The organism is Caballeronia sp. GAWG1-1 (assembly GCF_023631465.1).
Classification (GTDB): domain Bacteria; phylum Pseudomonadota; class Gammaproteobacteria; order Burkholderiales; family Burkholderiaceae; genus Caballeronia.
The window spans coordinates 36,024-62,113 of record NZ_JALQDB010000032.1 but is presented as its reverse complement, the minus strand read 5'-3'; the positions used below and the strand labels follow the sequence as shown (position 1 = coordinate 62,113).

Annotated in this window: 19 protein-coding genes; 10 read left to right on the top strand and 9 right to left on the bottom strand. The window is 58.7% G+C overall.

Annotation, left to right across the window (positions count from 1 at the left end; translation table 11 throughout):
- The first annotated feature begins 143 nt into the window (after nucleotides 1-143).
- Genes NCT03_RS21510 through NCT03_RS21495 form a run of 4 tightly spaced genes read left to right on the top strand, consistent with a single transcriptional unit; the run spans nucleotide 144 to nucleotide 3,843 of the window.
- Entirely contained in the window at nucleotides 144-1,250 is a 1,107-nt protein-coding gene (locus NCT03_RS21510; protein WP_244831070.1) for a sugar ABC transporter substrate-binding protein, read from the top strand.
- Nucleotides 1,250-2,263: an ABC transporter permease gene (locus NCT03_RS21505; protein WP_244831930.1), complete on the top strand. Its 1,014-nt coding sequence runs from the start codon at nucleotides 1,250-1,252 to the stop codon at nucleotides 2,261-2,263. The genes NCT03_RS21510 and NCT03_RS21505 overlap by 1 nt, the downstream gene beginning before the upstream one ends.
- Nucleotides 2,260-3,048, top strand: a complete 789-nt coding sequence (locus tag NCT03_RS21500) for an ATP-binding cassette domain-containing protein (RefSeq protein WP_250493835.1) — start codon at nucleotides 2,260-2,262, stop codon at nucleotides 3,046-3,048. The genes NCT03_RS21505 and NCT03_RS21500 overlap by 4 nt, the downstream gene beginning before the upstream one ends.
- Before the next feature lie 51 nt (nucleotides 3,049-3,099).
- Complete coding sequence (locus tag NCT03_RS21495; protein WP_244831068.1) at nucleotides 3,100-3,843, top strand: FadR/GntR family transcriptional regulator; 744 nt, start codon at nucleotides 3,100-3,102, stop codon at nucleotides 3,841-3,843.
- On the opposite strand, the gene NCT03_RS21490 is transcribed toward NCT03_RS21495, so the two are convergent.
- The 4 genes from NCT03_RS21490 to NCT03_RS21475 all read right to left on the bottom strand — a co-directional run bounded on the left by NCT03_RS21490 (nucleotide 3,840) and on the right by NCT03_RS21475 (nucleotide 6,480).
- Complete coding sequence (locus NCT03_RS21490) at nucleotides 3,840-4,160, bottom strand: DUF1330 domain-containing protein (RefSeq protein ID WP_250467785.1); 321 nt, start codon at nucleotides 4,158-4,160, stop codon at nucleotides 3,840-3,842. The genes NCT03_RS21495 and NCT03_RS21490 overlap by 4 nt on opposite strands.
- Nucleotides 4,161-4,250: 90 nt before the next feature.
- Entirely contained in the window at nucleotides 4,251-5,057 is an 807-nt protein-coding gene (locus tag NCT03_RS21485; protein ID WP_250493834.1) for a family 1 encapsulin nanocompartment shell protein, read from the bottom strand.
- Between the two features lies 1 nt (nucleotide 5,058).
- The gene (locus tag NCT03_RS21480; RefSeq protein ID WP_250493833.1) at nucleotides 5,059-6,108 is read right to left on the bottom strand and encodes a Dyp-type peroxidase; all 1,050 of its coding nucleotides are present in this window, start codon (nucleotides 6,106-6,108) and stop codon (nucleotides 5,059-5,061) included.
- Between the two features lie 48 nt (nucleotides 6,109-6,156).
- Nucleotides 6,157-6,480 (bottom strand): DUF6566 family protein, encoded by a 324-nt coding sequence (locus NCT03_RS21475; RefSeq protein ID WP_250467782.1) that lies wholly within the window; start codon nucleotides 6,478-6,480, stop codon nucleotides 6,157-6,159.
- 407 nt (nucleotides 6,481-6,887) lie between these two features.
- Here NCT03_RS21475 and NCT03_RS21470 point away from each other — a divergent pair, with 407 nt between their 5' ends.
- On the top strand, nucleotides 6,888-7,028 hold the full coding sequence (locus tag NCT03_RS21470; protein ID WP_250493832.1) for a hypothetical protein: 141 nt from the start codon (nucleotides 6,888-6,890) through the stop codon (nucleotides 7,026-7,028).
- A 26-nt stretch (nucleotides 7,029-7,054) separates the two neighbouring features.
- Here the strand turns inward: NCT03_RS21470 and NCT03_RS21465 are convergent, their stop codons facing one another.
- Together NCT03_RS21465 and NCT03_RS21460 are read right to left on the bottom strand one after the other, a co-directional pair.
- On the bottom strand, nucleotides 7,055-8,686 hold the full coding sequence (locus tag NCT03_RS21465; protein ID WP_250493831.1) for an NYN domain-containing protein: 1,632 nt from the start codon (nucleotides 8,684-8,686) through the stop codon (nucleotides 7,055-7,057).
- A gap of 45 nt (nucleotides 8,687-8,731) precedes the next feature.
- A complete protein-coding gene (locus NCT03_RS21460) occupies nucleotides 8,732-10,141 on the bottom strand; it encodes a replication initiation protein (protein WP_250467778.1) in 1,410 nt (469 codons plus the stop codon).
- 635 nt (nucleotides 10,142-10,776) lie between these two features.
- Here NCT03_RS21460 and NCT03_RS21455 point away from each other — a divergent pair.
- Together NCT03_RS21455 and NCT03_RS21450 are read left to right on the top strand one after the other, a co-directional pair.
- Nucleotides 10,777-11,988 carry a ParA family protein gene (locus NCT03_RS21455; RefSeq protein ID WP_250494055.1) on the top strand — a complete coding sequence of 404 codons (1,212 nt, stop codon included), beginning with the start codon at nucleotides 10,777-10,779 and terminating at the stop codon, nucleotides 11,986-11,988.
- On the top strand, nucleotides 11,985-12,962 hold the full coding sequence (locus tag NCT03_RS21450) for a ParB/RepB/Spo0J family partition protein (RefSeq protein WP_244831059.1): 978 nt from the start codon (nucleotides 11,985-11,987) through the stop codon (nucleotides 12,960-12,962). Before NCT03_RS21455 ends, NCT03_RS21450 begins: the two co-directional genes overlap by 4 nt.
- A 3,387-nt stretch (nucleotides 12,963-16,349) precedes the next feature.
- On the opposite strand, the gene NCT03_RS21445 is transcribed toward NCT03_RS21450, so the two are convergent.
- From NCT03_RS21445 to NCT03_RS34185, 3 genes are all read right to left on the bottom strand, one after another.
- The gene (locus tag NCT03_RS21445; protein ID WP_409014804.1) at nucleotides 16,350-17,072 is read right to left on the bottom strand and encodes an OmpW/AlkL family protein; all 723 of its coding nucleotides are present in this window, start codon (nucleotides 17,070-17,072) and stop codon (nucleotides 16,350-16,352) included.
- Nucleotides 17,073-17,174: 102 nt separating this feature from the next.
- A complete protein-coding gene (locus NCT03_RS21440; protein ID WP_250493829.1) occupies nucleotides 17,175-17,909 on the bottom strand; it encodes an iron-containing redox enzyme family protein in 735 nt (244 codons plus the stop codon).
- Between the two features lie 8 nt (nucleotides 17,910-17,917).
- Nucleotides 17,918-20,272 (bottom strand): EAL domain-containing protein, encoded by a 2,355-nt coding sequence (locus tag NCT03_RS34185; protein ID WP_244831055.1) that lies wholly within the window; start codon nucleotides 20,270-20,272, stop codon nucleotides 17,918-17,920.
- 523 nt (nucleotides 20,273-20,795) lie between these two features.
- Here NCT03_RS34185 and NCT03_RS34410 point away from each other — a divergent pair.
- From NCT03_RS34410 to NCT03_RS21415, 3 genes are all read left to right on the top strand, one after another.
- Complete coding sequence (locus NCT03_RS34410) at nucleotides 20,796-21,605, top strand: H-NS family nucleoid-associated regulatory protein (RefSeq protein ID WP_284503403.1); 810 nt, start codon at nucleotides 20,796-20,798, stop codon at nucleotides 21,603-21,605.
- Between the two features lie 198 nt (nucleotides 21,606-21,803).
- Nucleotides 21,804-23,078, top strand: coding sequence for an extracellular solute-binding protein (locus tag NCT03_RS21420; RefSeq protein WP_250493828.1), 1,275 nt, complete (start codon nucleotides 21,804-21,806; stop codon nucleotides 23,076-23,078).
- Complete coding sequence (locus NCT03_RS21415; protein ID WP_250493827.1) at nucleotides 23,075-25,993, top strand: bifunctional diguanylate cyclase/phosphodiesterase; 2,919 nt, start codon at nucleotides 23,075-23,077, stop codon at nucleotides 25,991-25,993. The genes NCT03_RS21420 and NCT03_RS21415 overlap by 4 nt, the downstream gene beginning before the upstream one ends.
- The last annotated feature ends 97 nt before the right edge of the window (nucleotides 25,994-26,090 follow it).

Genomic DNA, 26,090 nt, shown 5'->3' with positions numbered 1-26,090 from the left:
AGCGCGATGAATCGAAGAAATAGAACAACGTCGGAGCTGCACGAGCATCCCATCATTTGACGCAAACCCGCACCACTCACTATCTGAACATGATCGACGATCAGTCGACCCATCGACCAACGAGAAAGGGCTAGGAGGAAGACATGGCGCATGATTCAAAAGACGCGGAAGACAACAAGAGCACTATCAACAACGGCCGTCGCGGCCTCATGCAGGGTGCGGGTCTGGGAGCAGCGCTGTCGCTTCTCGGCGCGGCCGGCGGCGCGGGCGGATTGATCTCGTCGGCGCAGGCCGCGGAAACCGCATTTCCGCAGCACAAGAAATGGAAGATCGTGTTCGTCAATCACGTGACCACGAATCCTTTCTTCGTGCCAACGCAATACGGCATTCAGGACGCCTGTTCGCTGCTCGGCATGGATTATCAGTGGACGGGCTCCGCCACTTCGGATGCAGGCGAAATGGTGCGCGCGGTGAATTCCGCCATCGCGGCCAAGGCGGATGCCATCGCCGTTCCTATCGTCGATCCGACCGCCTTCGACAAGCCCATCCAGGCCGCCCTCGATGCGGGCATCGCCGTGTTCGCCTATAACGCCGATGCGCCGCGCGGCAAGACGAGCCCGCGCCTCGCGTACATCGGGCAGGACTTGTATCTCTCTGGCTATCAGATGGGCGAGCGTATTGCGAGTCTCGTCGACAGCGGCCTGGTGGCGCTTTTCATCGCGACGCCGGGACAGTTGAACATCCAGCCGCGCCTCGATGGCGCGAGCGACGCGATCAAGAAGTCCGGCAAGAAGATCGACGTTCAGACGGTCGCCACGGGCGCCACGGTCAACGAAGAGCTTTCGAAGATCAAGGCGTTTTATCTCGGCCATCAGGATCTGAAGGGCATGTTCGCGGTCGATGCAGGCAGCACGCAAGGCGTGGCGCAAGTGATGAAGGAGTCCAACCTGCCGTCGAAGGGCGTGCACGGTGGCGGCTTCGATCTGTTGCCCCAGACCGTTCAGCTAATTCACGAAGGCTTCCTCGATTTCACCATCGACCAGCAGCCTTATGTGCAGGGCTTTTATACGGTCGTGGAAGCGTTCACGTTCCTGGCTTCCGGTGGACTCGTCGGGCCTGCCAACATCAACACGGGCCTGAAGTTCGTCACCAAGGGCACGGTCGAGCCGTATCTCAACACGTCGACGCGCTATGAAGGCAAGTCGACCAAGCCGCAGATCGTGCCGATGAACGGCGCGATCAAATCATGATGAACGCGGTCAACGAACCGCAGAAGACACAAGCTCCCGCGCGCGTTCCACGGCCGCGCGGGGCCTTGTTGTCGAACTGGGCGGCGGAGTTGCGCATCCTGCTCGTGGCCGTGCTGTTGTGCGCGTACTTTCAGGTCATCAATCACGACTTCCTGTTGAGCAACGCGAGTCTCGTCAACCTCTCGCAGTTCATCGCGCCGGTGGCGATCATCGCGTTCGGCGAAGTGATGCTGATGATCGGCGGCGACATCGATCTGTCGGCGGGCATGGTGTTCGCCTTCGCGCCGTTCATGATGGTGTTCGCCAACGACGCGGGCGCGCCCATGTGGCTCGCGGTGATCGCGGGACTCGTCGCGGCGGCGATCATCGGCTTCGTGAATGGCGCGGTGACGGTATGGCTGCGCCTGCCTTCATTCGTCACCACGCTCGGCACGCTGTTTCTCATCAACGGCATCACCTTGACGCTTTCACGCGGCACGCCGGTGGCTACGCCGGGCGAACCGGGCTTCGCTGCCGTGATGGGCGGATGGGGCTATAGCGAGATCATCTGGACGGTGGCGATAGGCTTCGTCATGCACGTGCTGTTACGTCATACGCGATGGGGACTGCATACGCAGGCGGCCGGCGCGAACGCCATTGGCGCGAGCGAGGCCGGAATTCAGGTGAACCGCTTGCGGCTCGGAAACTTCGTTCTCGCCGCAGTGCTCGCGGGCTTCACGGGCATTCTCGAGGGCTACCGCATTACGTCCATCGACCCGCAAGCAGGCGGCAACCAGATCATGTTTCTGGCCGTCGCGGCGGCCGTGATCGGCGGCACGCCACTGACCGGCGGCTCGGGCACCATCGTGGGCGGGCTCATCGGCGCGGCCGTGCTGGGCATTCTGAACGATGGCTTTACGCTCATCGGCATCAACGCGTTCACGTTCAACATCATTCTGGGCGCCGCCATTCTCGCCGCGATGATCTTCAACATCCATATCGGCCGCGTTCGCCGCAAGGGAGGCCGGGTATGAGCGATGTTTCGCAAACCGCCCCGGCGAGCTATGCGCTGCGCGGCGACAACCTCGTCAAGCGCTTCGGCGCGGTGACGGCGCTCGATGGCGTGTCGTTCTCGCTCGGCTCCGGCGAAATTCTTGGCGTGCTGGGCGACAACGGCGCGGGCAAGTCCACGCTCGTCAAGATACTCACGGGCTACCATCAGCAGACCGATGGCAAGCTCGAGATACACGGTGAAGAAACCTTGCTGCGCTCGGTCGATCATGCGCGTTCGCTCGGTATCGAATGTGTGTATCAGGATCTCGCGCTCGCGAATTCGCTGAGCATCTATCACAACATGTTCCTGAATCGCGAGATCGTGAAGCCGGGCCCGTTTCGTCTGCTCGATCACAAGCAGATGCGCGAGCGCGCCGCGCAATGTCTCGACGATATCGGCGTGCATGTGCCTTCCGTCGATCTGCCCGTGGAGCGTCTTTCGGGCGGCCAACGTCAAGCTATCGCGGTGGCGCGCGCCGTCAATTCCAACGCGAAGATTCTGTTGCTCGACGAACCGCTCGCCGCCATGGGCGCACGCGAGGCTGCGCTCATCATCGATCTCGTCTTGCGTCTGAAGGAGAAAGGCGGCCTGTCGATCATCATGATCATGCACAACTACGCGCAGACGCTCGATATCGCCGATCGCATCATCCTGATGCAACGCGGACGCGTGACGTATGAGCAGCGGAGCGCGAATACGTCGGTGGCGGAGCTGATGGAAATCGTGCGGCGGGAATATCGCGCGATGCGTGCGACCACCGCGTAGCGGACGCAACGGGCGCAACGGGCGCGACTTCAGGACATCGGCCGGATCGATATGGACTACCGGAACCCGGCGAAACGCAAGAGCATGCACGGACGGATCGTGCAGGAACTCGGCATGCAGATCGTGAGCGGCGTGTTCGCGCCGGGACAACGTCTGCCTGCCGAGCCCGCGCTCTGCGAAACCTATGGCGTGAGCCGTCCCGTGCTGCGTGAAGCCACGCGCGTGCTGGTGGCGAAGGGACTCGTCGTCTCGAAGCCGCGCGTGGGCAGCGTGGTGCGTGCGCGCGACGAATGGCACATGCTCGATCCCGATGTGCTCGTCTGGACCGTCGGCAATCTCCGTGAAGGCGAGTTCTTTCGTTCGCTGATGACGGTGCGGCAGATCATCGAGCCTGCCGCTGCCGCGCTCGCCGCCATCTCTGCAACGAACGAGGATATCGAGCGTATCGGCGCGGCATATAAGAGCATGGAAGCCGCGCAGACCGCCGAAGAGCTGCTCGAACCGGATCTGTATTTTCATCGCGCGATCATGTCCGCGACGCACAACGACATGCTCGCGTATATCGGCAATATGCTGTCGCTCGCGCTGTCGGAATCGATCAAGCTGACGAGCCGGCATCCGAACACGCATGCGCTGTCGCTGCCGCGGCACAAGGCCATTCTCACTGCAATAGCGCATCGCGATGCGCTCGCCGCGCGTCAGGCGAGCCTCGTGCAACTCAACCACGCGCGCGCCGATGCAACGTCCATTCTGGGCGGCGCAGCCCTGGAACCCGAGCGGCCGCTGTCGGGTTAAGTCAGGATGTCGGTCGCTTTGTGATCCCTATCCACGCCATCGATGAAGAACACCGCGCTGCTCGCGTGCTTCGTGCGTAGCGGCAGGATGCGTTGATAAGCGTCGGATTCGTACCAGGCGCGCACTTGCGCGAGATCGGGAAAGGCGATCACGATGAGATCGCCCCTCCACTCTCCCTCGCGCATTTCCGGGCGTTCACCGTGAATGATGAAGTGACCGTCGAAAGGCGCGAGCGTCGCATCGATCGCTTCCAGATATTGAACGATATCCGCGCACATCTCGACTTCGTGCAGTTGGCCCACGGCGTATGCGGTCATTCGAATGTCTCCCGTTTGATGAGGTGAAGACATCTTCGCGTGCGCCGTGCCGTGCGTCGATTACCTGAGAGGTAAGGCGTGGCCCGCGCTTTAAGCCGATGCAGCGACCACTGCCACCGACGCCTCGCTCGTCAGCATCAGGAAGGTTAGCGTTTCGCGCAGATAAAGTTGCACGGTCGTGTCCGTATGGCTGGTATAGCCTATGGAGAGGTCCTGCCCGAGATGCAGTTCGTAGTCGCCACCGCGCGTGGAAAGCACGCAGCCGCCTTTGATGGCCGGCGCCCAAATGAGATCGCCATCCACTATGCGCTTGATATGCTGGATCACCGGATAGCCCTGATCGCTGGCTTCGGCGAGCGCCGTGTAGGCATCCGCGCCTAGCAGCACCGTGTACGGACCGTCCACGCCCGCAAGCCGCAATTTTTCGAGCGACTCGCTAATGGCACGCGGATAGTCGCTTACGTCGGCAGGGAGTGTCGTCGCGTCGTTGGACGATCCTTCGCGGATGCCCGTGATGTCCGCCGCGCGGAAACCATCGAAAACGGCGCTGTCTTCGGCGATAGCCAGTTCGCTCGCCGCCGTCTTCGCGGGCTGCCAGTCGCCGTCGTTCGAACCGCGCTCGACGCTGTCGATCGATTCGCGCTGCAACGTGAAAGGCACCGTCAGTTCGATGAGCGTCCTCACGTCGTAACGCTTCGCGCTTACGCCCTTGGCAGGCGATGCAATCGCCGTCTGATGTCCCGTTCCCACGCCCGAAAGATCGACACCGCCGGGACCTTTCACATCCACCACGCGCCGGCCGGCAAGCGAGCGCTTGAAGGTGCGCGCCACTTCCGCTTCGATTTGCGACCATGCCGCGCTCGAAATGGGCGCGAGCTCGCGATGCAGGTTATTCATGTCAGGACTGTCCTTTGAGTGAACCGATGTTCAGTGAGCCGTCCGCACGGCTCGGCGTTGCATCGGAAGAAGACGACGATGACGATGCGGGCGCGGGTTGCGCGGCGGGATCGCGGTCGGCGAGTGCTTCGAGCAAGTCGGCCGACGGTACGAAGAACAAGCCGCCCGTGACGGCCCGACTGAAGTCGAGCAGCCGGTCGTAGTTGCCGGGCGGCCTGCCGACGAACATGTTCTCCATCATCTGCTCGGTGGGCGCGGGCGAACGCGCATAGCCGATGAAATACGTGCCGAATTCGCCCGCGCCGGGCCGTCCGAAGGCCATGTTGTGACGCAGGATTTTCACTTCCTGGCCGTTTTCATCGAGCGTGGTGAGCGAACTGTGCGAGCACGAGGGTTTCACGGCTGCGTCGAGTTCGATATCGGACAGCTTCTTGCGGCCGATGATCTTCTCCTGCTGCTCTACCGTCAGCGCGTTCCAAGCGGCCATCTTGTGCAGATACTTTTGCACGATCACATAGCTGCCGCCCGCAAATTCCGCATCTTCCTCACCGATGATCGCGAAGTGCTGCGCCGCGCGGCCCGATGGATTTTCGGTGCCATCCACGAAGCCGACCATATCGCGCAGATCGAAGTAACGAAAGCCGTGCACTTCATCGACGACGGTAACGGCATCGCCGAGTGCCTCGAGCATTTGCGCGGCAAGCTCGAAGCACAGGTCCATGTGGTCCGCGCGGATATGCAGCAGAATGTCGCCGGGCGTGGACATGGCGCGCCGCTCACCCGAACCGAACTCGCGGAACGGATGCAGCGCGGCCGGGCGTGGCGAGCCGAACAGCGAGTCCCAAATGTCGGAGCCGAAGCCGCACACGCAAGAGAGATTCGCGGTTGGAGCTCGCGTGCCAACTGCGCGGACCAGCGCGGCGATATCGCCGCACCAGGAGCGCACGGTGTCGCCGTGCTCGCGTCCGTGCGCCACCGTGGCGACGATAAAGATCGCGCTGCGCGAAATGGGGTTACAGACAGCTTGCGATTCCGGAATCTCGTTGGGCATCTGTTCTATTCGATTGCAAGGAATGATGTTGTCGTAGGCGAAGCGGCTTCAACCGACGCGCACCACGACCGCTCCGGGCCGATGCTCGAGTTCGTCGTTGAACCAGGTTTGCGCGCGCTCGCGCTCGGCTACGTCGGAGTGGGAAGGATCGTTGAGAAAGCGATGCCGGATGGTGCGACGCGCCCACTCTATGCCGTCGCGTAGCGCTTCTTCGACGGTGCGCCATTCCGGCTGCGTGGTCTGCGGCCATTCGTCGATGACGGACGCGCCATCGCGACGAACGTCGATATCCGCGACCCACGCTTCGCGCTCGTTGCGCTTGGCGCGCACGGAAATCTCGAACCCTGCATAAACGTCAACGGCTGACTCCATGGCTTCCTCCACTCGGCATACATGGACATGGTTTCGAAGTGCGTCGTGCCGCCGTCTTTTTCCTGCTGATGACAGAGCGGTGAACGAAATTCTAGATTACAACAAGTTCGTGAAAATGACGTTGAAACGTGCACTCGGTTTGTTGCCGCAGCCCTATCGAAAATCATTGTACGGATGGACGCATGATTTATTTCTTCGTCATCCGAATCAGTTTCGGCGGGAAGGAAGCCGCCTTCGATTCACGCTTTCATTGCGCGACCGGAATCCATCGCGCGTCACTTCGCGCTTGAAAGAGCCCTTCGTGTATCTCGACGATGAATGCGAACGTCAGTCTATTCGTCGTGTTCGTTGGCGGTGCGCGTCTCGTTGCGCAAGTGCCGCCCGAATAAAATCGGGGCGACAAAACGATGAAGCGTTTCGTCATTCCCCTCATCGTGCTCGCGGTGTTGATTGCGTTGCTTTCGATGAACTCGCGGCGCTTGCCGTCAGCGCTCATCGACTGGGCTTCGAGAGCGATTGAAGTGGTCATCGACGAAGTCGTGTGCTGAAACGACTCCGTCTCGACTGAGGTTGCTTACTGCTCGTCGGTTGGCGTGGTGGCTTTGCGCGACCGGCTCGTGCGTGACGTCGTTTTGCGCGCTTTTTTTGCGGGCTTCGGAATGTCGGTTGCATCGCCAGGCTGCACGAAAACGCCTGTATCCGAGGACGCGGCAGCGCTTTCGGCAGCGGCCTTCTTTGCAGCGGTCTTTCGCCCGCCGCGTCGGCTCGCTGAGGGCTTCTTCTCGGTGTGAGATGCAGCGGTGGGTTCCTGGTTGATCGGCGCGGCGGGTTCGTCGGTGACTTCAGACGCGTCGTTATCACTCGATGCGCGACGCTGCGCGTCTCTTCGGCCATTTCGCTTGCCCCGCCCGCGTGGATAGCCCGTGGGTTCGTCGGCCAGTGCGGACGCGTCGTTGTCAGGCGACGCTTGCAAGCGCTCCGACGCGTCTTCGCGACTATCGTGATCGCCGGGTACGACTGCGTGGCCCGCAACTTCGAACGTGTCGTCGTCAGCCAAAGCGCGTGCGAATTCGGGCGCAGGACGCTGCGATCCCCGGCGATCATTCCGCCTGCCACGTCCACGCAAATGGTGGCCCGAGGGTTCGTCGGCAATTGCGAGCGCGTCGTTGTCGGCCGACTCTTGCGCGGGATATTGCGCGTCTTCGCGGGTATGCTCCGTGAATTCATCCACGACTTCGAATGCGTCGTCATCGGCCGAAGTTTGCACGGCCTCTGCAACGGCATGCTGCTTGTCCTTACGGCCGCCACGCTTATCGCGTCGGCGCTGATTGCCCTGAGGCTCCGCCACCGATGCCACCACCGCTTCTCCCTGCCCCGCATCCGCGCTCACCGTCTGGGCCGCACGAAAGACAAAAGAGCCGGACTTGTCATCGCGACCGACTTCCAGCAGACCGCGCGAACGCGCCTCGTCGAGCAGATTCCCAAACGCGCGAAAGCCATAATGCGATTCGCTGAACCCCGGCTTGCGACGCTTGATCGCGCTCTTGAGCACCGACGCCCAAATCTTTTCGCCCTCGCCTCGCTCAGACACCAGCGCCTCGAACGTCTCCACGGCGATCGCGACCGCCTGCGACTTGCGCGCGTCGGGCTCTTGCTTCGGCTGCCGGTCGGCATCGGCGGGACGCTTGGTTGCCACGTTCGCCTCGCGTTTGGCGAGCGCGCGCTGCTGCTCGCGCACGAGGTCGTCGTAGAAAATGAATTCGTCGCAATTGGCGACGAGCAAGTCGGAGGTCGAGTTTTTCACCCCCACGCCGATCACCTTCTTCGCGTTCTCGCGCAACTTCGAGACGAGGGGCGAGAAGTCCGAGTCGCCGCTGATGATGACGAACGTATCGACGTGCGACTTCGTGTAGCAAAGGTCGAGCGCATCGACGACGAGCCGGATATCGGCTGAATTCTTGCCCGACTGCCGCACGTGCGGAATCTCGATCAGCTCGAAACTTGCCTCGTGCATCGCGGACTTGAAGCCCTTGTAGCGATCCCAGTCGCAATAAGCCTTCTTCACGACGATGCTGCCTTTGAGGAGCAATCGTTCGAGCACGGGCTTGATGTCGAACTTTTCGTACTTCGCGTCGCGCACGCCGAGCGCGACGTTTTCGAAGTCGCAAAAGAGCGCCATGCTGACGCTATCCTGATTCGCGGGCATACAGCTTCCTGTTGAGACGCGGGAGCGCTGTCCCGCTGGCATCGGTCACGCTGGCTTCAAGCCCGCTCTGACCTTCTTCATCTTGTTGAAAACGTGCGAGCAGAATGCATCCGCGACCACGCGATTGACGGTGAGGATATTGTCGGCGCTCAGGGTTTCACGCGAGACGCCCTGCTTCTCGATGAGACGCTGCGGAATCAGTTGACTCACGAACGACTGACACAGTTCCCGCCGCAGCGGCGCATCGGCGGCTTCGAAAAACTCGCGGCCCGCCTTCGTCTCTTCGCCCATCTTCGCGCGGGCCGTGTCGTTCTGAGCCTGGATGCTGGCTTCGAGCTGCGCTTGCGCGTCGGTGTGATCGCGGCGCGTCTTCTTGTCGTCTTCGAGTTGCTTCGCCTTGATCGACGCCATCTTGCGATCCGCCTCGCCGATCCGGTAATTGCCCTCGAGCGCCTTGAACAGATAGCCGCGCGGACTGACCGTGACCTTGCCTTCGTTCAGCTTGAAACGCGTGTATTCGATAGCTTGCTGAAGACGCTCGTCGGTCCAGAGGTCGCGGCGGCTCGCGAGGCGCTCGAAGTCGGGGGTGTCGAAGGCGAATTCGTTGTGGAGCACGAGATACATCGAGTCCTGAATGCCGGCTCGGGCTGCATCGGCGCCCTGCTTCTTCGTGAAGCGAAAACGAATCTTCAGCTTGTCGCCCGATACGCGTTCCGCATTGGGTTCCCAGCTGACATCGAAATCAGATACTTCATTGAGCTGATCGATGGCGGGTTCGAGAAAGCGCTTCTTGAACTCCTTTACCTCTTTTCGCGATTCGCCGACCTTGCCGGGCCACTCGATCACTTCCGAGAACGGAAACCATTCGGTCACGCCGTGCCCTTCGCAGGGAATCAGACGGTCGTAGATGGCGCGCGCAAGCGACAATGAAAATGCCGTCGATGCGCGCAAGCTCAGCCAATGCGCTTTGTACGGGCTGATCAGGTACTTGATGACGCGCCCTGCCAGCAGAATGCAAACGACGTTGCGCTCGATATAGCAGTCGCCGAGCAGACTGATGGTGCCCCACGAATCCTTCTCGGTGAGTTCTTCGATAGACGGCGCCGTCATGATTTCGACCCGCGCCCGTGCCGCCGAGCGCATTTGCGCGATCAGGTGGCTATGGTTGCGGCTGTCGTAGCGCATCAGCCACTTGAAGTAGTTGATGTCGGCTGTGAAGGTGTAGACCTTGTCGTCGATCAGTTCATCGGGCGCCTTGGTGGCCACGATGAAGTAGGCGGCGTCCAGCACGCGGCGTGCGGCGATGCCGAGGCCACCGACCCGCGTGAAAATGTTGTTGCGCAGAAAGCCTATGTCCCTCGTGGACTCGCAAATAGCCGAGCCTTGCGAGGACATGTCTTCGTAGATGTCCAAGGCGAGTTGCTGCGGCGTAGCGGTGAGGTCCTGAGCTTGCATGCGTTTGGTTCGGTTCAATTCCCCGGCACTCTATCAGGCAACAAAGGCGTGTCAACACAAAAACCACCCCGGTTGCGTGCGAAGCGATCCGCACAAAAAGCGCCCCGACCGTCGGACGGCTTGCCCAATTTCCGCCCCACCGCCCACAATTTCCGCCCTGTCGTTCACATTTTCCGGCCTATCGCGCACAAAAACCGCCCTGTACAGCACAAAAAGCGTCCCTATCCACAGGGGTGATCGCTGATTCGAAACGGTTTTTCGGTCTCTGTTTGTAGGTTTGCCGGTTAAAGTTTACAAAAGAACAGAACAAACCGGATCTCGCGGAAAATAGGGATCTTCGAATTTTGATATATAAGTCCTTGAAATCATTGATTAAGTCGTGTTGCACAAAAAACGACCCCGGGGTGGTTTTTGTGCAGCCGTTCTAAGGTGGACGATGTGTGCGGGCGTCATTGGTCAATAGTAGGCATTGGCGACAAAGTTTGACGCGTCTTCGGCGACAATAAGTCGCTAATAAACAAGGAGTTAGACCGTGCGTGTGTCTGTGTGCGATTAGCTCCGATTTTCGCTACAACCTTGTTTACGCGTTATCGTGTATTCTGCGCTTCGACATCAAAACTAGGAGGAAGCGCAGAATGGCCAACGTAGGCACCCTACCGATGGAAGACCGCAGGGTCACGCTTCGCGAAGTCGCGGAGTTCGCCGATAACCTCGACCCCTTCTCGGACAATCTTCGCGAACAGATCCTAGCGCCTCGTCCGCGTAAACTTGCGCCGTATTACACGATCGGCGAGCTTGCGGAGATGTGCAATCTAACGCGGCAGCAGATTCAATATCTTGTAACCAAGGGCGAAGGCGGCTTGCCGCAAGGCACGCTCAACGGCAACGGCCGCAGCCGTACGTTCACGCTGCCCGAGGTTCGTCTGTGGGTGAAGATGGCGTCCGATATCTATCAGACTCGTCTCGCGGATGGCGAAAGCGATTTCCGAGGGAAAGTGCTGACGACTGCACAGCTCAAAGGCGGCTCTGCTAAGACGACGACGACTGTATGTCTCGCGCAGGCATTGACGCTGTTGGGACGTAAGGTACTGCTCGTTGACTTGGATCCGCAAGCATCGGCTTCCGAGCTTTGCGGACTCTACGCCGAGAAAGAAATCTCCGGAGACGACACCGTGCTCCCCTACATATATGACCAGAATGTCGAAGGCGGTCTGGGCGCAAGCGTTCAGTCGACCTATTGGGATGGACTCGACATCATTCCAGGTCACACGTTCCTCTATGGCGCGGAGTTCTTGCTGCCCGCGCGTCAGAAGACGATTCAGGGATATCGCTTTTGGGCGGTCCTCCGTGAAGGTCTTGAGCCTTTGAAGGCGCAGTATGACTACATACTGATCGATACGTCGCCGTCGCTCTCGTATATGAATCTGAACGCGTTGCTCGCAGCGGATGCGCTTGTCATGCCGATGATTCCCGAGAACCTCGACTTCATCAGTTCGCTCGCATTTTGGCGTCTGTTCTCCGATGTCGCGGAAGACTTTCTGCCCTATGAGGAAGACAAGGTCTATGACTTCATTTCGATCTTGTTGTCCAAGGTCGATTACGGGAAGACGTCTTCAGCTCCGGTCGTTCGTCAGTGGGCACAGAGTGCGTATGGACGGTGGCTCGATCCGTTCGAGATCCCGGCAAGTTCTGTCATGAGTGGAGGAGCTTTGTCCTTTTCGACTGCGCTCGATGTAGTGAGCACGCACTCGATCGCCAAGTCGCTTCAGCGTGTTCGTCAGCCGATGATGCAGTATGCCAAGTGGCTAGATGACATGTTCGTCAAATCCTGGAAGGAGTCGGCATGAGCAATAACATCAGAGAACAACTCATGGCCAAGACGGCCAACTTGCCGAAGCCGGCAGACTTCAAAGGCGAGACGAAGAAGGACAAGTCGGCGCGCGGTCCGCAAACCATGCCGGGAATTACGAGTGCCTTGGCGGCGGCCCAACTTCGGATTCAGGAGTTGGAGGGGAAGGGCGTCGAGACTGAGATTCCGGTGAGTGAGATCGTACCGAATCCCTGGCAGCCTCGACGGCAGTTCAACGAAGCCAAGCTCTCGGAGCTAGCACGTTCGATTGATGAGGTCGGCTTGCTGCAGGCTGTTACCGTCCGTCGTTTGGGTGATGGGTTTCAGTTGGTTGCGGGCGAGCGGCGGCTTCGCGCTCACAAGCTGATCAATCGCGAGAACATCAGGGCGGTCGTGATCGAGTGTTCGGATCAAGACATGGCGGCGCTTGCGCTGATGGAAAATGTCACGCGAGATGATCTTTCCGATTATGAGATCGCAATCTCGATTCGACGGGCTGAAGCTGAGTTTCCTAATCGAACCCGACTCGCGCAAGCGATGGGTATCTCGCGTAGCGACCTATATCGTTTTCTGGCCTATGACGATCTGCCGGATTTTGTGAAGCGTGACCTTGATTTGAATCCGGCGGTGTTGGGTGCTTCATCGGCACAAGATACGGTTAATGCGCTCAAGAAGACCGGTGAATCTGGAGTGCGAGCCCTCGAAGAGTTGTGGCCGCAGGTTGTGTCGGGTGATCTAGTCCAAACAAAGCTCGCGGCTAGTTTGAGCGCGCAGGCGGGGCAGCGTGGTTCTTCCACGGATGCTGGCGGAAGAAGCATTTTGAAGATTTTCGCGGGGAAGGTTCAGGCTGGAAGCATTACCAAAGACGTCAAGGGACTTACGTTTAAGTTCAAGTCTGGTGTGATGACCGAGGAACAGGAAAGTCAGCTTAGGGAACATATTGGGAAAATGTTTTCGATCCGGTCGGAGTGATAATTTGAGTCTCTTTAGCCCGCCGCTGGCGGGTTTTTTTTCGCACGAAGCTTTTACTTTAGCGGGAGCCATTCCAAAGTCGCATCGAAGTGTGCGAATTCGGACAGTGTTCGGAATACGCGTGCGCACTTCAGCGTACGAAGTCATTTTTTGCAAGCGGGTCACACTCGGTCGGGTGCGGCGATTTTCGCTTCGCAGTCTCATGTGCTTCTTGCGCATTGTCGACGCGTAAGAGCACGGAGGTTCTAACAATTTCTCGCGATGAGTGCGGAAAGGTTACTCGCCGTCGTGCGATGAATGTACAAGCGAGATAGATCTCTCTGTTTCCGCGCGACAAAATATCTCGACTGACGCTGCCGGCTTAGCGAGCATTAGCGTGACGCCTGACGTGGTTTTCCTCCGCTACCCTGCCGGCATCGATGTGGACGCTCGCAAACACTCTGCTGTCCAACAATACTTTAAGCAAATTCGAGTTGAAGAGACCTGCACACCACCGGTACGAGGCGCCGTTTCGCTGGTACGAAGCAACAACTAATGAGCAATTCTAGCGAGCGCTTTAGTTAACGTGCAGCACACTCCTCTCACCTTGCCCGCGCTTCTCATGACTGTCCGAATTCGGACAGTTTCGTCCGCGAACGAAGTTTGCAGATCGAGACACACGTGCCAGTCCACGATCGCGCGTCATCGCGAAGACACAATCTACGGTGCCGGACGGATGACGCCACGCTCGCAAAATCTCGAAGCATTGACATTGCGTGTATGCATAACTTTAGGCGATAGCGCTCCGACCGTTATGGGGTGCAGCTGCACGCCGATGATTCCGCACCACGGGCGAGGATCGAATGAGCGCTCTTGAGGCGCCCGACCTTGGGTGTCCGAATTCGGACAGGCAGCGAGAGAAGTTGATAAGCTGATCTTGAGGCTTCTGCAACGCATGAACGGACGCAGCAAAATAGCGCGATACGCCGACCAGTTCGGGGTGAATTAGTGTCCGAATTCGGACACGCGAACATGGGCTTGTAGGGTTCTTTCGTCCAAGAGGCATGCATGGTCATCTTCTTGCGCGACTTTGACGGTGGCTTTCCTGATGCTCGCAGATTCTTCCCGAGTTTCGACGGCTATTAATCACCGGATCGCGCACGCGAAACAACAGGTGACTCACGCAATCCAGTGCATGTCACGGCATGTGAAATCACGGCGCTGCTCAGGGTTCGTTGAGTAAGGCTGATGGGTATGCGTCGGCCTGGCTTTCATCTAGCGCAAGCGTCCCGGCATCGCCGGGCGATAAACAGATATGGCAGCGAAACCTTCTGTGGTCGGATTTTGTTCATTCGCGCGGCGGTAATTTCCCATCCGCGTTTAAAATCGCATTCCTTAAGCGCCGCTGCTTTTTTTGAGTACATGAGGCAGTGAGGTCGGATACCTGTCGCTGACGAATGCTGCCTAAGTGCCTTGGACTCCCAGTTGCCGTCTGATTGAGTCCACCTCCCTAACTGTCGGTCGTCCTGCCCGCAGAGACTTAACAATCGATCACAACGATGCCGACACTGCCGTGTACTCGGTGAATTTGCCAAAACTGGACGCGGTCCTCCCACGGGACAACAACGACTCCGGAACTCGAGAGCAGGCTTTCGAGATGACGTTTGCATGGTCGTGTAGCCGAGACGTTAATGCAGAGAGCGCATTTAAAAGTCGATGATGATATGTGTCGAATGACGTTGGGGATGAATGCTCATCCAAAGGGAGTACGTATATTCAGGCGAGTGGACTGCTCGGACTTACTTCGGCGCTGTGTAAGTGACTGGACAATTAAACTCAAGCGCTGCGTTGGAGACCAATTTCCTCGGCGCTGACTGAGTCGAAGCGTGTCCGAACGCAAGCCCCAGGCGCATTCAATCTGCGCTCTGTCCGCTCCAACTGGCCAAAAGTGAAGGAAGTCCAAGCGTGCAATCGCAACTATGTGCATAACAGCAATATCGACGCTATCTCCGTAAAACTAAGTTAATGACGCAATACGCCGCGCAACTTGAGTTGCGCTCGAGAAGAGGGGAGGGGCGGCAAAGAGCAGCCGCATTTGGTTGGCTGGGTTCGAGTGTCTTTAACCTCCACGCCCCTCGCCGAATAAGGCAGCTAAGAAACACTATGAATCGACTCGCCTGTATGCGCACCGAATTTGACACGCACGGCTACTTCCATGGCGCGAGCTTAGACGGCACCTCAGGTATGCCGCAGCATCACGGCGGGGACCATGAATGCTTCACCGCATCAGAGAGACCAAATACCGCCGCACCTTCGTGAAACAGCAAGGCAGAAAGCGACTGGCAGATTTAGCATTCGATGACAGATGGCATCCAGCGGCTTTGCGCCGAGTCGCCAACTACCTTTGCACAGCTTCGCATATCGTTGTAACGCTGCTGGGGGAAGCGCGAGACGCATGCCACATTCGCTGAGTCTGTAATGGCCAGTCGATGGTTAAAAGGAACGAAGCTAGGCAGCGGCTAGTCGGCGACTAAGGCATGATCCTGCAGAGGAAGAAAGGCCTCTTAACAAAGGCCTGGCTAGCCGTCGATCGACGAACAACACCAGACCGAGACTCGCATCGCGGAATGCTTTTGCACGCGTAGTCGGGTTAAACGATGATCACGATCAGGCGTCATGAGCTCTACGCAGCAGAGAGTGCCGCGAAAGCCTCCAAACCGGTTTAACTCTCGACCATTAAACAGCTTTGCAGTCCAAAATCGCTTGAAGAAATGCTGAGATATCGATGCATCTGCAAGCGCGCACAGTCGCGACCGTGAAACAATGTCGTCTCCCTGTGAATTCAAATTATTCGTTTTAAATCAGTTAGTTAAGCGTATGAATGCAAGTTGTTTCACGCAACTATGCAGCTTTTGGCCGGTCAGAACTAGCCGACTTGGCAAAACCTGAACGCAAAACAACATGCAAGCGCTTGATTTCAATTCGACGTATCAAACAATACGCTTTTCGTACTTAAATTTGAGAATGCGCAAGACGCCTCGTATGAGCTCCGACGCGAATTAGCAACCGCTGATCGGCGAACCAACACATCTGCGGTTCAACAAAACAACCAAAACTCTCGCCGACTCGCGCCTCGGTCCTTCGGAAAGTTGGACACCAACAGCGACACACGCATCGGGTTTATTCAAAAAGTTCGTCGCAATACAAAGCCCTTGCGCGACGCTGATAAACCGCCGCTCATACCCTAGCACCCGCCGAACCCAATTTGACCCACGAAGAATCAAAGTCCCTAACCGAAGCGTCAACCATATCCACGAACAGCAACAACGCACTCACCCCGTCGCCAAATCGCCACCCGCGCATACGCCATCAACCAACACAACATCAAACTCGAAAAACAACAACCCATCAAAACCGATACCCCACCGAAAGAAACGTCACGATCGGATCGAGCTTGATCTTCGATTCACTCCGCACCGTCCCCACCGCTGAATTCGTCGTCAACGTCGCTCGTGCCGACAGCCACATATAAGACACCGAAAACGCCGCCGACCAATGCTGCGTGAAGTTATAGGCAAAGCCCGCATTCACCACCGGCGCAAACGAACTGCTGATATGCGCAGTCGTCGGTCCAGTCAGCGCGGTTCCAAACTGCGGCGAGTAAAGAAACGCGCCATTTGACATCGCCGAACTGAGCTTTACATCCGAGAACCACACATAAGACGCGCCCGCGCCGACATAAGGCCGGAATTTGCTCTGCGCGCTCATGAAGTAGTACTTCAGCAAGAGGGTAGGACTCCACTCGCGCGCCGTGCCGAGTTCGCCCAGGCGTCCGAGGGTGCCCTTGCCATCGAGATGAAATTTCGGCGCCACGCCGGCGACTCCCTCGACCGCAATGTGATCGGTGAAGAAGTAAGCCGCCGTGAGTCCGAGCGTGTCCGAGTTACTGACGGAAGCGCCCGCGCCCGGCGATGTCATCGATTGTCCGAGCGCCGAGATGTTGAACGGATCGCTCGAATCCTGCGGCGCGAAATGCATCCAGCCGGCGTTGAGCTGAATATCCCCGGCGGCCTGTGCGTGTGCACCTGTCGCGCAAAGCGCCGCCATTGCTGCACATGCCATCAATTTGATCTTCATTCTGCTGTTCCAGATTCGGTTCGGATTACGGCCGAGCGCATCCGAACCGCTCAGGCAGCGCCTGCGGAACCGGAGCACCACAAAGGAAAGCAAGCCTCAAAAACAGCAGTCGAGGCTCACCTTGAAATACTCGTAACTCATCTCGATGCTGCGCTTGACCGCATGCACTTCATCGACGCCCGGTGCATTGCCGAGCAACGTCGCCACGATCTCCAGCGCTTCCCACGGATGCGCATCGTCGTAATGGGCGTGCAGGGTGAGCCAGCGCATCGCCTTGCGACGCATCGAAGGCGCAAAGCTCATTGCGTAGGTATCGGTGCTGCAAACCAGCGTGGACCATTCGCCCGTGACGCCTTCGATAGCGAAATTCGTCGCGGCGATGCTCGCAGCCAGCGCATCCGTGCTACTGCTTTTCCAGCACCAGTGGCTGAGCGCATAAGCGAGCGACGGGCCATTGCCCTTCATCAACGCGCGCTTGCTGACATCGTGAGCCGCGGCCCAATCGACCCAATAATCCGCATGGTTTTGCTCGACGCGAATGTTGCGCGTCAGATAGCGACGCGCCAGATCTTCGCCGCGCGAATGTCCATAGCGCACCTTCTGCAGATTCATCGCCATGTATTGCGGAAACTGCTCGACGACCGGCCAGCCGTTCACGAGGAACGCTTCGGCCTGACGCGGTTCAAGACGCGCTTCACGCATCGCCGCGAAAATGGGATGGTCGACGACCCGTTGCTTGGCCGCATGTGTTTCAGCCAGGACATCCGCGAGCCATGCCGGATAGCTGGCAATGTCCTTGAGGTCACCAACCCGCTGAAAAGTGGGATCCAAAACTCCTCCTAGTTGATCGCAAGGAACTCGACGTTCTGCGCCCAGAGAGCCGGGCGGCCGACGTGAAAGCCCTGAACGAAATCGACGCCCATCGCGGCGAGTGCGCGCAAGATCGCTTCGCTCTCGACGTATTCCGCAATGGTCAAGCGTCCCATCGAATGGCCGATATCGTTGATTGCCGCCACCATGTCTCGGTTAACGGCATCCTTCAACATGTCCTTAATGAATCCTCCGTCGATCTTGATGTAGTCGACCGGAAGATGCTTCAAATAACCGAACGAGGACATGCCCGCGCCGAAGTCGTCGAGCGAGAACTTGCAGCCGCGGCTCTTGAGTTCGCGGATAAAACGCGCGGCCGTCGCGAGGTTGGCCACGGCCGTCGTTTCCGTCACTTCGAAGCAGATCGACGAAGGCGCGATATGGCTGACCGCGAACTGATCGTTCAAGAACTGCAGGAAGCGCTCGTCGCCAATGGAGGCGCCCGAAAGATTGATCGCGTACTGCACGCCCTCGTGATTTCCGGTCTTCGCGAGCACCGCGAACACGGCGCGCACGACCCATCGATCGATGGCGGACATGAGGCCATAGCGCTCGGCCGCTGGCATGAAGAAGTTCGGCGGAATGATCTTGCCGCCTTCGCCCACCATGCGCAGCAGCACTTCCACATGCCGTGGATGCGACTCGCAGTGCTCGGGCGCAATCGCCCGAATCTCTTGCGCGTAGAGGCAAAAGCGATTGTTGGCGAGCGCGTCCTTGATGCGCCCGCACCACGACATCGCGCTTGCATGGCGCGTGAGTTCCGCGTCGCCGCGCAGCGCGAGATGAACGCGATCGCGTCCGCGTTCCTTCGCGAGATAGCAGGCAATATCGCCGAATCGCATGGCGGTTTCGACATCGAGTCCCTTGAGATCGACGAGGCCGATGCTCACGCTCGTCGATAACGTGTGCGTCTCGCACGACCACTCGAAAGCGGCTATTTCGCTGCGCAGACGTTCGGCGATCTGCAAGGCGTGGTTTTCGTGGCAGTCGAACATGAGCGCGGCGAATTCGTCGCCGCCCAGACGCGCGAGCGAATCTTCGTCGCGCAGACATTTTTTGATGAGCGCGGCCACTTCGCGCAGCATGGTGTCGCCGGCTGCGTGACCGTAGGTGTCGTTGACGACTTTGAACTGATCGAGATCGAGCATCATCAGCATGCAGGCGCGTTCGGTTGCGCTGTCCGCTTGCGGATCGAGCGATGCCGCGAGACGCCGTTCGAATTCCGTGCGGTTGAGCAGCCCCGTCAAGCCATCGTGCGATGCCTGCCACGAAAGGCTCGACACGTACTCGCGCTCGCGCGTCATGTTGCGCAAGAGCAGCACGACGCCGGTGATCGTTTCGGACGTATCGTGCACGAGCGACGTAATGGCCTGCACGACGGTTTCGACGCCATGCACGTTAGTCAGAATGAGATCGCCGCCCGGTTCTTCGCGATCCGCGCCGCGCAGCGCCTTCTCGATGAGATCGACAGGCCGTCTGTCCCATTCCCTGACGATGGTTACGAGATCCGTGAGCGGGCGCTTCACGCAAGCGGCGGCCTCGCGGCAAAGCAGGCGTTCGGCGGCGGGATTGATGAACTCGACCAGTCCCATCGGGCCGACTGAAATGACCGCTTCGCCAATCGACCCGAGTGTCGCTTTTGCGCGTGCCTCGCTTCGACGCAAGGCGTTTTCGGTGGCGATGCGTCCGGTGATGAAGCGCCGCGCGTACCACACCGACAGCGACACCAGAATGACGGCGACCAGCAGATTCAAGACGAACAAAAGCAGCGCGGTTTGCCGGAACGCGGCACCGAGAACATCGGCGAAAGCGCGCGAGATTGGCGCGATGGACGCGTTGATGTTCCACACTTCGCCCGTCAAATAGTCCACTTCATTGCGCGCCGAAACGCCCGCCGCCTTTGCCGTGCGCAACTCGCGCGCGGCGACGGTCAACCGTTCGACGTAAAGATCGCCGCTCGTCCAGTAGCCGACGGCCTGCTCGAAGTAACTCGCGCGGCGAAACGTGCGAAAGACCCAGATCACCGAACCGACATCCGCGGGATAGACGCCGCTTTCAAGCAGCGCGGCGCGCGCCGTTTCGACATCGGGATGAGCACGGTCGAGCGCGAGCCGCGCGCGCTTCAAATTGAGCGGGATTGCGATCGAGCTTTCATACTGCCGATATGCCTCTTCGTCGCCCGTTTGCGCGTAGCGGATGAGATAGAACACGGCGTCTTTCTGGCCTTTCGACCAAGTGCTTTCGCCACCGATATACGCGCGCACCGACGACATGATCGAAAGGCTCGTCGCCACGAGCGTGAGCAACGAGACCACCACGGCCACGAAGGGCCATGTCGTTCTGAACAGCTGTCGATTGGTTCGGGAGGCCGCAGGCATATCGAGCCTTTCTTTTCCGTTTCATTCCGGGGTGGGGCGATGCAGGTCCTGCCGCATGGCAGCCTTCTTGACCTCCGGCTAAGACTTTCTGCGCAGGAAAAGTCCTGTCGCTTCGAGTACTAACGGCACTTTCGGCGCAGAGTTGAGGCTCTATTTCGCAAGAAGCATGAATGGGAATAATAGCCGCGAAGCTGGCGGTTTTTTAATTCGTCAGAAGAAATAGTGGCGACCGTTTTATCAGGCGGTAAGCCTTGCGAGGCGCGTCGTCCACGAGTGCGCGCTAAAAAATGCTTCGTCCTCTTTAGCGAAAACACGCTTTGGTTCGCGTAGTGTTCACGTAAGCGAATCTTTATATGCGTGACGGGCAAGCTTAAAGTCCGGCGCCGCGTCATGGACTTTATGAAGCAAGCTTTTATGCGTCCCGATTTGATGGCATAGTTCAGCACAAACATTCCAAAGGAACTGCGCCATGACGACCATCAAGCAGATTCAATCGAGAATACAAAAGCTGCAAAAGCAGGCCGATGCCATCATCGCAAAGCAGGCGCAGAAGGTGGTCGACCAGATTCGCAATCTCATGCTCGAGCATGGGCTCACTACGTCCGACATTGAAAACGCCGCGCGCAAACGCAGACAGGGCACGGCGCTCGCATCGAAGGACGCGGGCGATCAAACCGGGTCGGCTGGCAATAGCAAAGTCGCTGTCAAATATCGCAATCCGAAAACCGGCGAAACATGGAGCGGCCGCGCAAGACCGCCGAAATGGATTGCGAGCGTGAAGAATCGCAGCAAATTTCTGATTGATAAGAGCGAGGCTTTAGCGAGCAGCGTCGTCAAGACGGGCGCCAAAAAGCGCGCTTCCAGCAAAAACGCAGGCGTCGCGCAATATAGAGATCCCGAAAGCGGCGCGACCTGGACCGGACATGGCCGCGCACCTGGCTGGATCGCAAGCGCAAGCGATCGTTCTGTTTATCTAATCGGCAAAGCGGCTAAGACTGCTAAAAAAGCCGTGGAAAAGAAAGCGGCCGTCAAGAAAACCGCAGCAAAGAAAGCGGCTGTTAAAAAAACCGCCGTAAAGAAAATAGCGGCAAAGAAAACAGCGGCAAAGAAAACCAAAGCCAACGCGGCAAGCAAGACGGCACGCAAGGCGCCGACCGCGACAAAGCGCGTCGCGGTACCGCGAAAGAAATCGGCCGCGAGCAAACCGACTGGCGCGCTCGATCCGCAAAACGGCGCCGCATCGTCCACGCCCGAGAGCAACCAGGCGTCCGCGGCCTGAAGTCAACGAGCATCGCTGTCGCGCAATAGCGGCGCGTTGTCACTAAAGAACTGAAATTGTTTGCCGATAAGCAGTGCTGGTGCTGCATCGGCAAATTGCGTCGCAACACCGCAGCCGATCCGGTCCAACAACAACACAAACACAACGAGCGAAGCGCAAGTGCGACGAATCGGGCTTGCTTCCCTGCTGGCGGGTTTCTTGAGCCTGATACTGCTGTCCTTCGCGGGCTGCCGTCAGGACGACCGCGCCACGTCCGCTGATCCCGCGAATGACGCGGCAGCCGCGCACGAGGTCACGACGATCTCCGCGCTCGTCTGGGCGCCCGACTGGACGGAAGAAATGCTCCAGATCGCGGCGCAATTCAACAAGTTGAATCCCGACATCCGCGTGAACGTGCAGTTCATGATCGGCAATTCCGTTGAAGAAAATATCAAGCCGCGCGTGGCATCGGGCAATCTGCCGGATTTCGTGAGCGTCAATCCAAACGCTTACGCCGCCGAACTGGCCGATCAAGGCATTCTCGCGGATGTCGGGAATACGGCGGCTTGGAAAGCCATGCTCACGCCGCTCAAGAGCGATTGGACGAGCCGTCAAGGCCGGCACTTCGGCATATCCGGCGGCGTGGCGACGACGCTCATCTATTACAACGAGGCGATGTTCGCACTCGCCGGCATAAAACAGCCGCCGACCAATTTCCGCGAGTTTCTCGCCGCCTGCGCACAACTCAAACGCGCGGGATTCACACCGATCATGTGGAACGGCGGTTTTCCGAACATGCTCGGTAATGGTCCTTTCGGCTCCGGCTTCGCGGATAACGTCGTAGCCCGCGATCCGGCATGGAAAGCGAGAATCGCGGACGGTACGCTCGATTTGAATACGCCCGAAGTCGCCGATATCTTCTCGAAGATTCTTTTATTGCCCGCGCGTCACTACGTGCAGGACGGTTATATGGCAACCGATTACGACGAAGGCATCCGTCTATTCAAGGACGGCGAAGTCGCGATGGCGTTTCATGGAAGCTGGGCCGCCGGTCTTTTGCTGCACGGCAATCCCTTCGAAGTCGGCGTATTCGTGCCGCCGTGGAATGCGCCGGGCAAGGAAGCGGTGCCGGTCGTCGGCAGCGAGACGGGCTTCGCGGTTTGCGAAACGGCGAATAAAGCGGCTGCCACGCGTTTCCTGGATTTCATCGCGGGCAAGGGCTTTTCGGTGATGCAGAGAAAACGCCGCAATATCGCGCCATTCACGCAGGCGTCGGACGCCAGTCTGAGCGATCCGAAAATTGCCGAATACACCGTCATGGTCAGTCATTACCCCGTGACATCCAGCCCGTATTATTCGGTGCTGCCGTCCAATTCGATCGAGCGGCTGCATCGTCTGATGCAGGATGTGCTGCTCGGAAAGATCACGCCCCGGCAGGCCGCGCGCCTCCTGGATGAGTCAGTCAAGAACGAAGCAAAGATGCATTACAAATGAGCTCAATCCTTGGTTCGCTACGACGCGCGTTCGAATTGCTGTCTCTAGATCTTCTGAGACGCGTCGAGATTCGCTATCGCCTGATCGCGGCATTCATTCTGGTTGCGCTGCTGCCCATTCTGATTTCGGGCTATATCTCCTACGTGGAATCGACGGCCGCGATCAAACAGAATGCGGAGATGTTTTCGAAGGAAGTGGTGAAGCAGGTATCGCGCAATATCGCGCTGCGCATGGAGCAACTGGAAACGGAAAGTGCATTGCTCGTGTTGTCGGATCGCGTGCAGGGTGCATTGACCAAGGCTGCGAATGGCAGCGCAAAGGAACGCAGCGAAGCGCGGCAGGACATGACGCGCCTCTTGCTGGATCACTATGGTTCGCTCGGTTATATCAACCAGAAGTATTTGCTGGATCAGCATAACCGCATTTTGGATACACAGGCGTTCGCGCAATTGTCGCGCGGCGTCACGCGTCTAGTCGCTCAGGTGCCCGATCGTAACGGACGCCCTTATTGGGGCAGTTATGACGACGGCGTCGGCCAGCAAAATCTCGGCATGGTGCGCGCGATCTTTGGCAAGAACAACAATCGGCAAATCGGGAATCTCGTGCTGGTGATTCGCCCCGAGCATTTCTCGACGATCTTCTCCGACGTCGCGCTCGGCAACAAGACCGAAATCTATGTACTCGATGCCGGCAACAACAAGGTGATCGTGCGCGCGGAAGGCGGCGCAAGCACCGATGCATCCGCCGCGAAAGACCTCGTCGAGAAGATCGCGCACACGCGGGATGGCGCGCAGCCGAACGGTTTCGTGCCCTTTGAAGGCACGCGGCAGGACCGCTATTTCGCGGCTTACACGCGCATTCCCGGCACCAACTGGTTCGTGGTCAGCACCATTCCCGAGGAGAAACTGACCGCGCAAGTGCAGTCCGTGCGCAACCAGATCATGCTGGTCGGTATCTCGGGCTTTCTGCTTTCGATCATCCTCGCGTACTTCATCTCTTACAGCATCTCGGCGCCGCTCAAGGACCTCGTGCGCAAGATGAACGATGCCGGCACCGACGCAGGCGCGCCTTCGCAAGACCATACGGACGACGCGAAAGACGAACTCGGCCGGCTCGCGCAACGCTTCGAGAAAATGCGCGAAGCGATCAAGCAGAAGATCCAGAAGATCAACGAGATCAACACGACGCTCGAACAGGCTGTCATCGAACGCACGGCGGAACTGGTGACGCGCGAACAGGAATCGCGCACGCTCATCACGAACTCGCCGGACACGATCACGCGATACGACCGCAATCTGAGGCGTATCTATGCCAATCCGGCGTTCTGTGCGTGGACCGGGCGCAATCCTGGCGAACTGCTCGGCAGGCGGCCTTCCGAAATTCCGGGCGGTCCGAACGCGCAACTCTACGAGGAACGCGTACGCGAAGTGATTGCGAGCGCACGAAGCGCGCAATTCGAACTGCGCGCGGTGACGAGCGACGGCGAGGAGCAGTGCACGCACTTTCGCCTGACGCCGGAAATCGACTGGTCGGGCAAGGTAATCTCCGTGCTCGTGGTGGGCCGCGATATCTCCGAGCGCGTGGCTTTCGAAGCGACCATCTGGAAGCAGGCCAACTTCGATGCGCTCACGCATCTTCCAAACCGGCAGATGTTCCTGAGCCGGCTGGAATACGAAGCGCGCATGTCGCGTCTGTCGGGGCGGCGCATGGCGCTGATGTTGATCGACCTCGACCGCTTCAAGGAAGTGAACGACTCGCTTGGTCACGACACGGGCGATGTCCTGCTGATCGAAGCCGCGCGCCGCATCACGTCCTGCGTGCGCGGCACCGATACGGTCGCCCGTCTAGGCGGCGACGAATTCACGGTGATCGTGCCGAACGTGGATGACGACAGCAAAAGCATCGAAGAGATGGCGCGCACGATCATCGACACCTTGGCGGAGCCGTTCACGCTCGGTCCCGACGAGGCGTTCATTTCCGCAAGCGTGGGTGTGACGTTTTATCCGGACGACGCGGGCGAACTCGACGTGCTCTTCAAGAATGCCGATCAGGCGATGTACGCGGCCAAGAACGCCGGGCGCAATCGCTTCAGCTACTTCACGCCCGACCTGCAAGTGGCAGCGGAAAAGCGCCTGCGGCTTACGAGCGATCTGCGCACCGCCTTGGCCGAAGAGCAATTCCGCGTCTACTATCAACCGATCGTCGATCTCGCGACCGGGGAAATTCATAAGGCCGAGGCGCTGATTCGCTGGCTGCATCCGGAACGCGGCACCATCAGCCCGCTGGAGTTCATTCCGCTTGCCGAGGATACGGGGCTGATCGTGCCCATCGGCGACTGGGTGTTCAGGCAGGCGGCGCATCAGGCGCGCGACTGGCGCGAGCGCTTTCATCAAGACTTCCAGATCAGTATCAACATGTCGCCGGTGCAGATTCGGCACGACAGCCAGATTTGCACGGAGTGGTCCGACTATCTCGCCCGCCACGGCATGTCCGCGCAAAGCGTCGCGGTGGAGATCACCGAAGGTCTGTTGCTGCATGCCGAAGCAAACATCGACGAAAAGCTGCTGGCTTTCCGCGATGCGGGCATCCGCATTTCCATCGACGACTTCGGCACCGGCTATTCATCGCTGGCTTACCTGACGCGCTTCGACATCGATTATCTGAAGATCGACCGCTCGTTCGTGCACAACCTCGATTCCGACCGGGACAACCAGGCGCTTTGCGAAGCGATGGTCGGACTCGCGCACAAGCTCGGCCTGAAGGTGATTGCCGAAGGCGTGGAGACGATCGAGCAACGCGATTTCCTCGCGGCCGTGGGCTGCGATTTCGCGCAAGGTTTCCTGTATTCGGAGCCCGTGCCGCCCGCGCAATTCGAGCTGCTGATGTGGCCCGACGCGGTGATCGTCGACGTTTGAACTCCACGAAGCGCCGGATAAACGGCGTGAAAAAGCCCCTAATCGGCGAATTGGTTTTCATTCGAGAACGTTAGAGTGCGATGCAAGAAACCCCCGT